Source organism: Microcoleus sp. Pol7_A1 (genome assembly GCF_036701085.1).
Taxonomy (GTDB): Bacteria; Cyanobacteriota; Cyanobacteriia; order Cyanobacteriales; family Microcoleaceae; genus Microcoleus; species Microcoleus asticus.
Genome location: NZ_JAUBQD010000032.1, coordinates 34,176 through 45,021 on the forward strand (window position 1 = coordinate 34,176; position 10,846 = coordinate 45,021).

Annotated in this window: 10 protein-coding genes; 3 read left to right on the top strand and 7 right to left on the bottom strand. The window is 46.0% G+C overall.

Going from position 1 to position 10,846, the window contains the following annotated elements; all coding sequences use genetic code 11:
* Positions 1–5 precede the first annotated feature (5 nt).
* The 5 genes from QUA20_RS18355 to QUA20_RS18375 form a co-directional block, all read right to left on the bottom strand.
* Positions 6–419: an MAPEG family protein gene (locus QUA20_RS18355; protein ID WP_333190508.1), complete on the bottom strand. Its 414-nt coding sequence runs from the start codon at positions 417–419 to the stop codon at positions 6–8.
* Positions 420–746: 327 nt separating this feature from the next.
* On the bottom strand, positions 747–1,211 hold the full coding sequence (locus QUA20_RS18360) for a DUF3037 domain-containing protein (RefSeq protein WP_333190509.1): 465 nt from the start codon (positions 1,209–1,211) through the stop codon (positions 747–749).
* A complete protein-coding gene (locus QUA20_RS18365; RefSeq protein ID WP_333190510.1) occupies positions 1,189–1,977 on the bottom strand; it encodes a HipA family kinase in 789 nt (262 codons plus the stop codon). Before QUA20_RS18365 ends, QUA20_RS18360 begins: the two co-directional genes overlap by 23 nt.
* Positions 1,978–2,099: 122 nt before the next feature.
* Positions 2,100–2,234 (bottom strand): hypothetical protein, encoded by a 135-nt coding sequence (locus tag QUA20_RS18370; RefSeq protein ID WP_333190511.1) that lies wholly within the window; start codon positions 2,232–2,234, stop codon positions 2,100–2,102.
* Between the two features lie 232 nt (positions 2,235–2,466).
* The gene (locus QUA20_RS18375; protein WP_333190513.1) at positions 2,467–3,039 is read right to left on the bottom strand and encodes a hypothetical protein; all 573 of its coding nucleotides are present in this window, start codon (positions 3,037–3,039) and stop codon (positions 2,467–2,469) included.
* A gap of 467 nt (positions 3,040–3,506) precedes the next feature.
* Between QUA20_RS18375 and QUA20_RS18380 the strand changes: the two genes are divergently transcribed.
* Both QUA20_RS18380 and QUA20_RS18385 read left to right on the top strand, forming a co-directional pair.
* Positions 3,507–3,668 (top strand): hypothetical protein, encoded by a 162-nt coding sequence (locus QUA20_RS18380; protein WP_333190514.1) that lies wholly within the window; start codon positions 3,507–3,509, stop codon positions 3,666–3,668.
* A gap of 74 nt (positions 3,669–3,742) precedes the next feature.
* Positions 3,743–4,105 (top strand): DOPA 4,5-dioxygenase family protein, encoded by a 363-nt coding sequence (locus QUA20_RS18385; protein ID WP_333190515.1) that lies wholly within the window; start codon positions 3,743–3,745, stop codon positions 4,103–4,105.
* 214 nt (positions 4,106–4,319) lie between these two features.
* Here the strand turns inward: QUA20_RS18385 and QUA20_RS18390 are convergent, their stop codons facing one another.
* Both QUA20_RS18390 and rnhA read right to left on the bottom strand, forming a co-directional pair.
* On the bottom strand, positions 4,320–5,057 hold the full coding sequence (locus QUA20_RS18390) for a DUF72 domain-containing protein (RefSeq protein ID WP_333190516.1): 738 nt from the start codon (positions 5,055–5,057) through the stop codon (positions 4,320–4,322).
* Positions 5,058–6,532: 1,475 nt separating this feature from the next.
* Positions 6,533–7,450: a ribonuclease HI gene (gene rnhA / locus QUA20_RS18395; protein ID WP_333190517.1), complete on the bottom strand. Its 918-nt coding sequence runs from the start codon at positions 7,448–7,450 to the stop codon at positions 6,533–6,535.
* An 81-nt stretch (positions 7,451–7,531) separates the two neighbouring features.
* Between rnhA and QUA20_RS18400 the strand changes: the two genes are divergently transcribed.
* Positions 7,532–10,846: two-partner secretion domain-containing protein (locus QUA20_RS18400; protein ID WP_333190518.1), on the top strand; the 3,315-nt coding region annotated here is incomplete at its 3' end.

A 10,846-nucleotide genomic window follows, 5' to 3' on the forward strand; every position in this document is an offset into this window, starting at 1 on the left:
CTCAACTAGAAAACTGCCATAATAGTTAAGGCGACCAAGCAGCTTAACTGAATTAGTAAGCTGAAGAACCGAAACTTTGGATCGAGACCAGCAATGTGAATCGCTGAATGTACAAGCCGAAATAGGATGTACACAACAATCAGCAAATCTACTGCTGTTCCTGAAACACCCCTAACTGTTAGAAGAAAAACAACTCCCAAATACAAAGGCAGGTTTTCTACCAAGTTGGATTGTACTCGAAATAGTCGCCAAAGCAAGCTGTCGTCGTTTTGTGTGCCGAAATCTTTTACAGATCCGCCCGCAGATAGATGCCGAATCCTGACTGTTAGCAGCATGATAACAACCGCGATCGTCCACAGGATGAAAATTGTTAAACCCCACAGAGGGAAAGTCATATTTGTCGGTTCAATTTGCATCATCTTTCTACCTTGCGAAACTGCGGCTAAGACTTTATAAAAGTTATATCAAATCCTGTAGCATGGTCGGGCGTCAAATCCAGCCAACAGTCAACAATCACCGATGGTGCAACCGAACTCGATCTAATTCATCTGCGTTAATCTGTGTTAATCTGCCCTCATCTGCGGTTAAAAAAAAGAGAATGTATTAACCGCAGATGACAAGGGATTGACGCTGATTCACGCAGAGGTCGAGAATAGAGATATGAATAATTCGGACATTCTGAGTGTTTTCCGAAATCGATAGATCGCTCACCAAGCTCAAAGCAGCATCTAACTGACAAGCTGACGCTAACTAGAGTGCGATCGCATCTCGTGAGTGTCAATTCCAGCCGCTAGCAACCGAGCGTTTACAGAGGGTTTTCGGCTTGACGATCGCACCATTGTATCGAGCAAGTGTTCGATCGCACCCGGTAGACTGTGGCAAAAACCAGTGTGTACCCGCGATGTCTGAACGATCGTGCTGCGGGGTGCTACGAGCCAGTGAAAGCGCTCTCTGTGGGGAAGTTGACCGATCGCGCCAGATTCCTTGCCGCCCGCACAAATGATGGGAATGACTGCTAAGTGATTGCGAATCATTTCCAGATCCAACGTTGAGTCGATCGCCATCAAGCGCTGTTCATCAATTTCGATACGGGCTTCGAGGAATTTTTTCGTACCGCAAGAAACGATCGCCCCCACGTTGATAAACTCCTCGCGCTCAACTTTGGGAACGACGCGGATAATGGCATAATCATAAAGAAATCGATCGGGCACTAATCGCTTCCTCCAAAAAAATATGTGGTGATTCTAGCCGATTTAGCAGGTACTCGATATAAGCATTTCGATGTTCGTTGCTATCGCTGAAAGGAGATTCTCCCACCAGCCAAGCATCAGGAATTAGTTTAACAATGTTGCGAATGATGTCCGGCGTTAGCCTTTGAGTCATCTTTGAATTGGCCGCTTCCAGCGTGCTCGCAAAACGCAGCAGAACGTGGTCTTTGATTGGGGGAAAACGATCGCGGCTGCGCGAGAGATAATCTTTCCAGGTGTGGTGGAAGTAGAGGGCTGCACCGTGATCGATCAGCCAAAGCCGGCGGTGCCATACCAGCATATTTGCATTGCGCGGCGTGCGATCGATGTTGGTCACAAAAGCATCGAACCAGACGATTTCTGAGGCCAAATCCGCCTCGGACTTCCCCGCTATCGGGTCAAATGTGATGGAACCGGGGAGATAGTCGAGGGCGAGGTTGAGGCCAGCACTTGCTCGGATCAAATCTTGAATTTCCGGGTCAGGCTCAGTCCGAGCCAGTTCGGGATCGAGTTCAACAAAGACGAGTTCGGGGATTGGGAGCCCGGAGGCGCGAGCAATCTCTCCCGCCACTAGCTCGGCGATCAGAGATTTGGCTCCCTGGCCCGCACCGCGAAATTTGAGCACGTACATACCATCATCATCTGCTTCAACGATCGCCGGCAGCGAGCCGCCCTCGCGCAAGGGAGTGACATACCTGGTAGCAGTAACTGTTCGCAAGCTGGGACTCATGGTATTTTCGATTTTCTATTTGAGCTTTTTGATGGGAAATCACTGCTTTTATGAGGGTTTGGAGCACGGGCTTACAGTTGGATTCTTTTTTTAAACTGGGACTGATGTTAAGTAGTCTCTAATTATTTTTGCATCTGTTGGCTGTTGCGGGCGATCGAAATCGAGATTTCCAGGATTGGGCGATCGACTACAAAGCGTTTAATTACCGCAGCGCCACGCTGACCGAAAGCATCCAGGATACAAGCCTCCGGATTCATCCGTCTAGAAATAAAAAACTTGTATCTGATAAAGGAACCCCCGAATTTATCCGTGGGGTCAATGCTTCAATTCTTTAATCTAAAATCTAAAATCTAAAATCTAAAATCGTTTGACCGAGTATTTCGTGTTTCCCGAGGCCAAGCTTGTTCTGAATGATTTGTACGAGATGGAACCCAAATTGCTGTCGGCTGTTGAGGTGGATATCACAGGATTAAGAGTTTTTTGAGCCTATTACGAACAGCCTTCTATATACTCAACTTCAGGAATTTTACCCGAACGGAACCTATCTACACGATTTTTGCTAGTCTCAAAAATTAGGCGGTAGTTTTTATCAGCCGCATCTTTAGGTACGAAAGTTAGATATTTTCCATTGTCAGGTGGGCGGCTTACATAAGGATGAGGTGTTGCTTTAATTTGCCCTGGATATAAAGATAAAATTCGGTTTTCATTATCCCCGATTCTAGCTCCTTTGATGGTGGTAATGCGCTTGCTGCTAATATCCACTCTGGCAATGCGGCCCTTTGTTACCATAAAGCTAATTCCCTTTGGCTCTCCTTGTGGTTGAACGTAGGAGCACTGATACTCGTCAATACCACCACTTCCAATTCTAATTAATCTAATCCCAGCAGATTGTGACGCTTCATCAACTGTCATACCTACCCGAATTGACCCTATTCCATTAATTGCTAGTTTCGATCGCTCTGTGAGTTTCGCTTGAGCGCTAACTGATGTTACCAAAATCAAAAAAATGACTGCTGTGCCAATTAGTAAGGCGATCAATTTTGAACTGTTTAACTTTCGCATTGAGTGCTATTCCTCCTTGATATCTGCAAACATTTATCTAATTATGCTGTTATCTGAATATCGTTCGCCAGTCTGCTAATTTATTTTGTACTTGTACGCAGGAAATAGTCGGCTGACTTTTGTTCGCTCGATTCTCCCGTTCTGCCTTATAAATCTGTTTTTAGGTTGCGAGATGCCGCCCATAGCTTATATCAAATCGGCGCTTCATAGTCTGGCGTAAAATCGAGTCAACAGTCAACACTCAACCATCATTCAGTTTTTCGACTGACAGTTAACAGCCAACAGTCAACAGTCAACAGTCACAGGAAACAGAGGTTGGCTCAACTCTCCCGGCTAGTGCAGGGACTACAACAATGCCCAGTGCTAGAATGGGTAAGAAAGCAGAGAATTTGTTCTAGTTTTTATTCACAGTTAACATAAGTTCGGGAAGGAAGCGAGTGTCAAGCTTGGCGGATTCTCTTGTCACCATGACTAATCTATTACCAAACTTGTTGCCGATCGCCACCAACACCCAGATTTTGGGAGAAACCCAACCCGCCGGCCATGCCCCCAATCCCGAAGATTGCGTAGGCGTAAGCCGGGGCGGAGCGCTCGCTGCTTCTTGTATGCCCGCAACTCAAACCTCCTAAGTGGCGTTCACCAAGTTAGCCTGAAATTAACAGCCTTTTTGTGCAGATGTCCGCTCAATACCCCACTGAAAATAATGAAAGAAGACACCATCGAAATTGTTGGTTTTCACGCACATATTTACTTCAACGCTGATAATCGCGATGTCGCAGCGCGTGTACGCGAAGGATTGACTCAGTTTGAGGTGAAGCTCGGGCGCTGGCACGACAAACCCATTGGCCCCCACCCCCAAGCGATGTATCAAGTTGCATTTTTACCCTCGCAATTCGGCAAAGTCGTTCCTTGGTTAATGCTGCATCGCGAGGAATTAGATATTCTCGTCCATCCCGAAACAGGCGACGATCTGGCAGACCACACTCTACATTCTTTGTGGTTGGGACAGAAATTAGAGTTGAATGTCGAATTCCTGCGACCTAGAACAACCAACGCCAGCTTGTGATCGATCGCAAGGCGAAAATGTTGCCCCTGACAGTTACTATGGGGATTTGATGTTGGGTAGAAGTGACTACCAAAACGCTTGCGAGCTGGCAAATGCTAAGTGCAGAAAATTGAACCAACCAAAAACGCAGTCGGCGAACTAATTTAGCTTCAGGGAACTGCGAAGCATTTTTGAATGCGCCCAAAAGAATGGGAACGCTCTCAATCTTCGCTTGTTAGGAAGTACCGTTTTCCACAAAAGTTTTTAGCTTTGAAGCGTTCCGAACTGCATTTCCCTCTCCGTCGTTGTTGAAGTAGACAAACACACTTCGGCCCTGACTTTCCCACTCGTGGATGCGATCGGCCCACCAACGCAAATCATCATCCGAGTAGGAGCCGCCGTAGAGATTGTTGGCGTCCGGGCCGTGGAGGCGCACATAGACGAATGAGCCCGTTGCGCGGAGGATACACGGGAGGTGGGCCCCGCTCATCACGCAGTAAGCCGCTCCTTCGCGTTCCAGCAGCGAAAATACCTCTTCCGTGTGCCAGCTTGGGTGTCGGAATTCGACAGCTACTTTGATCCAGCGCGGCACCTGTTCTAGAAAGTAGGCTAGGCGGGCCGAGTCGCAGCCGAACTGGGGAGGAAGCTGGACGAGTAGAATACCCAGTCGATCGCCCAAGCATTGAAGTCCTTCACTCATCCGTTCCAACCACTGTTCTGGCGAGTAAAGACGCTTGGAGTGCGTTAGACCGCGGGGCGCTTTTACGGTCATGAGAAATCCTTGGGGGAGGCGCGATCGCCAGTTAGCGAAGGTAGTGTTTGGTGGCCAGTGGTAGTAGGTGCTATTAACTTCGACGGTTTGATAGTGCTGGATATAGCAATCGAGCCTAGAGCGCGGCGGTAGCTGGTGGGGATAAAGCACACCTTCCCAATGGTCGTAACTCCAACCAGAAGTGCCAATATGAACACTCATCGCCTTTTGACTCCAATGCAGATTGTGTTTGTGTTTGAATTTAAGTTTAGTCGGCTGGTATCGCTACCGCACTCTATCAATCAGGTGACAATAGAGAGAGCAAGTTGAACTCTTAAGGACTTCTTTAAACGCTGAGCCTGACTTTACTGCTTTGGGCGATCGTCTCAGGATTTTTTATATTAGACATCTCCAAAAACTCCTAAATTATTTCCCAGCTTGGTTTGTGGCTGCCTGCAGTTTGGGAGTAGGCAGCCATAAACCAACGCTTAAATAAGGGTAAAAAGATTTTTCAATAAAAACTGCCAGAATTATACTGCCTAAATTTTATTATTTTTAGCTATTTTTATGGACATTGAACTATGGCACTAATCCGCCATCTTATTAATCCACCTACACCGATAATTACTGGCTCTTCATACTCATATTTTCAGCAAAATTCCTCTGCTAATAATCAAAAAAAAATTATCTACCTAATTAGAGGTTCTACTACTATTTTTCTCAAAATTTTTGTTTTTTCTTGCGCTTTAGGCGAAGCAATATCTTAACTTATAGTTCTTTTTAATTAGGAATAATGGCATCATACATAAGCTTTACGCCATAAAAATTTTTGCTCGTAATTTCATTCTTCGCCTCACTCATGGCATTTTTTCATGTCTGTCGTTGCTTCAGTTTCTCCAACTACTATATCAACGCTTCCTTTTCCTGAATATCTCACAAATTTTATTTTAAAATGGCGTTTTTTCTGCTGTTATAAATAGTATTTTTTCTGACCTTTATAGCCTGTAACTTTATATACTGGCTCTTCATAGCTATCTACTATTAACTAAAACTAACTTGACATTTCCATAACTAATTGCCATTAATAATCATTTTTTACCTTATAATAAAAAAGCACCCAACAGTTATCTAAAACTTTTTGCGGAGAAAATAATTAGGTATTGACTCGCTGACTCCAAATAGGACTCTTAACATTTGAAATGTGGGAAGAGGCTGTAAGTATAGGCTTGGTAAGGAGAATCCGATCGGCCCTCTCTAGTTGAGGTGGGCGACCGCATCCGCTTTTGATGATGCTAAGAAAGAGAATTATCTTGAACTTTGTTCTTCTGGTTATGCCGATTCTCAGCCTGAGTAATTAGTTTTAGGAGTTGGTCATAGTATAGACCCAATAGCCTCGTGGTTTCTGAGGGATGTTTTTCTATGTCTTCCCGAAGTTGACTGATGACAGTTAAGGTAAAATTATCTGATAATATTGAAGCGATCGCACTCCTAGTTTATTTGTTGGAGATGTCTAATAGGCAAAGCGCAGGTGCATTTCAACATAGGAGAGCGAATGCCTGCAATTCAAATCTAATGACTGATGACTAATGACTAAAAGGACACAACAATGTTGTGTCCCTACGGAATTTTGACAAATCTTGCTTTGAGACCGTCATTAGTCATCAGTTATGAATCAACTAATAACTAATGACTAACCACTAATCAGTTGTACTAACGTGGTCGATTCTCTCTAATTGCCAGAGGATTTGGTTGCCCTCGCGCCGCACGCGAGAAACTACCCAATTTCGCCAAACCCAGTTGTCTCCGCGACTGGTGACAGCGCTGGCATTTACATCCATCAAATCAGCCAGTTCAGAACTGGTAATCAAGTAGCCTTTCGTCGCAACCTCGTCGGCGATGTGCAACGTTTCGATGAGATTGCGGAGTTCCTGCACCCTCACCTCGCGGGGCAAGTTCTCCAGGGTATCGGCAGTTGAATCCATCATGGTAGAGTTGGAGCTCGGAAGGTCAGAAGTTATGACATAGGATTCTATCGTTTTGTTACCAGTTGCATCCGTTTCTTCCGAAACAATTGTGTTTTCCGAACCTAGGGGCGGTGTCGCCGCGCCGGCAAAAGTGCCCGCCTGAGTCTCGCCTGCTGTTGGTTTCTGCTGTTGCAGTTCGGGAGCGAGATTGTGCGAGAAACTGCGGGCGATTTCATCGCATCTGTCGTTGTAGAAGTCGCCGGAGTGGCCGCGGACGTGTTCCCACTTGATTTGTCGGGAATTTAGCTTGTCTAGCAGGTGCCAGAGGTCTTGGTTGACAACATCTTTGCCCGTTGAGGTTTTCCAGCCTTTATTTTTCCAGCCTTGAATCCATTTGGTGATGCCGTTTTTAACGTATTCGCTGTCGGTGTAAACGGTGACTGGTTCGGTTTGACCGGAATTGGCAAAAAATTCGAGGGCAGCGACTGCAGCCTGCATTTCCATGCGGTTGTTGGTGGTTTGGGGGTCTGCACCTCCGAGTTCGTGACAGTTACCGTCGGCGAAGCAAACTACTGCACCCCAGCCGCCCGGGCCCGGGTTGCCGGAACAAGCGCCGTCTGTGTACAAGCTTTTGATTTTGGGAATTGTCATGAGCGAATTAATGTGTCATGTAGAGGTAAGTTCTTTGCAAGTGCGATAATTAAGGCAATTGAGATAGTTTTACTTGCTGCTATGAAAAATGCCAACTTAAAGATTAAAAAGGTCGGGCTATTTATTTGTCCTTTTTCTTTGTTAATTTTTAATACTTTCGCGCAAGCACAGCCTATAGTCCCTGCTGCTGACGGTACGGGTACTGCTGTCACCCGCAGCGGCAACCGCTACGATATCAACGGCGGCAGTTTGTCGGGAGACGGGGCGAATCTTTTTCACAGTTTTGGGCAGTTCGGCTTGAATGAAGGTCAAATTGCTAATTTTCTGACTAATTCGGCTATTCAAAATATATTAGCTCGAATTGCTGGCGGGGACGCTTCGCTAATTAACGGTTTAATTACTGTCACGGGCGGCAATTCTAATCTTTTTCTAATTAATCCTGCGGGGATTGTGTTTGGCCCGAACGCAAGTTTGAATGTGCCGGCGGCTTTTACTGCAACTACTGCTACTGGTGTCGGTTTTGGTTCTAATTGGTTTAATGCTGCGGGTCCAAATAGTTTTAGCGCTTTGGTTGGTACGCCAAATGGTTTTTATTTTGGTGCGGGGGTACCGGGAAGTATTGTTAATGCTGGCAATTTAGCTGTGACTCCGGGGCAAAATTTGGCTTTGCTGGGCGGTACGGTTGTTAGTACGGGGCAGTTGTCGGCCCCGGGCGGGCAAATTACTGTTGCTGCGGTTCCGGGATCTCAGGTTTTGCGCATTAGCCAACCGGGGCATTTGTTGAGTTTGGAAATAGCAACAGGCGGGAATTTTGGGAATTCTCAACAGATTTTAAATCCTGTTTCTTTGCCGCAGTTGCTGACAGGTACGGGGCAAAATCAGGTGGCGGGTGTTGCGGTTGCGGATGACGGTTCTGTGCGGCTTGTGGGTTCTGGTTTGCCGATGAATTCTGGGGATGTGGCGATTTCTACTAATATTTCTGGGCTTGCGCAGTTGAATGCGGGAAGTGCGAATTTATGGGCTGCGGGAAATCTCACGTTAGCGGGCGCTAGGCTGCAAACTACGGGGGATTTGAGTTTGCTGGGTCGGGATGCGGTGCGGGTTAGAGACAGCGCCCAGAATCCTTTTTTGGCGCGGGCTGGGGGTAATTTAGACATTCGGGGCGATCGCACTATTGATATTCTCACTCAAAATGCGATCGGCGGCTTGTCTCTTCCCGCGCAATTCCAAAGCGGCGGGAATTTGAGTTTAGTTAGCAATGGCGTTATTTCGGGGGATTCTCACTTTGTTTCGGGGGGCAATTTTTCGGTGCGGAATCTGTCGGGAATGCCGGGAAACTTTGTCAGTTTATTTGACCCGATTATCAGTTCGGAAGGAGATGTTTTCTTTGGAGATTATACCGGAGTTTCGCTGAAAGTCGAGGCGAAGGGGAGCATTGTTGCCGAGGATATTACAATTACCGGCCCCGATATTGCCTTGGGTAGGGAAAATGTAAGTGGTGATCCAGATATTGCTATTTTAACCAGCAGTCCGGCCTTAATTCTGCGGGCTGGAGTGCAAAATCTGGCAAATTCTCCTAATGTTCCTAATTCTTCTAGGGATACTCCGGGTGATAATGAACCACCTAATCCTTTAGATGACGATGCAATATTTATAGATTCATTATTATCGAGCAATTTGATTTCGGTTGACAATATTTCTGCAGGCGGGCCGGTGATTTTGTCAGCGCTGGGAAATATCGTAACTAGAGATATTAACGGCGGTAGAATTAATCTGGAAAGCAGCGAAGGGGCAGTGATAGTCGGGGGCAGATTGATATCGAGTTCGACTATTAATATTCAAGCTCTCAACAATATTATATTGACAAATGACATTTCTCGTGCTGATATCAACGGCAGTATTAGTCTGAATACTTTTGGGGGCAATATAGAAACGAGGTCGATCGATACTGGGACTTCCGGGGCGATCGAACTCAGAGCTTTTGGCAATGTCAATTTTGGGACTTTGCAGGGATCTCAAGTTGATATTACCAGTAACTCTGGGGGTCTGGGAGTTTTGACTGATGCCAATACAATTTCCCCCAATACTACACCAGTCAATATTACAGCAACCGAGAATATCAATTTGACAGCTTTTAGAGACTTAACGGTAGGCAATCTCACCGCTGCGGCTGTCAGTGCTAGCAGCAGCAACGGGAGTGTTAATACGGGTGCGATCGCTACTACCGGAGATGTCAGAATTGTAGCAGGACAGCAAATCAGCATAGGGGCAATAACTGTTAATCCTGTCGCCACAAATCCCGCTAATCCCTTCATTCCTACAGTAAATCTGAATGCACAAACTAATATTAGCGTTGATTCCATTAATGCTCCGGCGGCTACGATTGCTTTGAGAGCAGCCAGCAACTTAAATGCAGGGAGTTTGCTGGGAGGAGCAGTGGAACTCAAGAGCGATGAGGCAAATATTGCGATCGGCAATACTACATCTCTAGGGAATATTAATGTTATAGCTTCTGACAATGTAATTTCAGGGAATTTGCTAGGAACAAAAGTTAATGTAAATAGCGATTTGGGAACTATTGATATTGGAAATGCCACAGCAACGGAAAATACTGTTAATATGACAGCTTCGGGCAATATAAATTCAGGAAATTTGCTGGGAGTTGGAGTTAATGTAACTAGCAATTCGGGAACTATTAATATTGGCAATACTGACGCCACAACAGGAAATGCCAATTTGACAGCTTCGGGCAATGTAAATTCAGGAGATTTGCAGGGAGTTGGAGTTAATGTAACTAGCAATTTGGGAAGTATTGATATTGGCAATACTGACGCCACAACAGGAAATGCCAATTTGACAGCTTCGGGCAATGTAAATTCAGGAGATTTGCAGGGAGTTGCAGTTGATGCCACTAGCAGCAGGGGAACTGTCAGCACTGGCAATATAAGTGCTTCTGAAAGAGTCGGAATTTTAGCGGGAAACCAAATCGCAATTGGGGGAATAAATGTTAATCCTGTTGTTAGGGTCGATCGCACTTCTACAGTAAATCTTAACGCTCGAAATAATATCAGTGTTGCATCGATCAATGCTCCGGGCGGTAATGTTGAGATCGCAACTCCGGGTTTAGTTCGAGTGACGGGTACTTTTGACCAAAACGGCACCCCTGTTAGCATCTCGACTCTTGGCGACACTCAACCCGGTACAGTTACGATCCGCCACGGCGGGGGCGATGTGAATCCGCCGACGGCTTTTTCGGTGGGAGATGCGACGACTAACGGTACTGCTGGGGCGATCGCCAGCAATGCTTTGGGTACGATTACTCAGGGGCAATCTTTCATAAATTCTTACACTCAAGGCAATAGTGCGATTGTTACTACCAATCAACCAACAAATCCA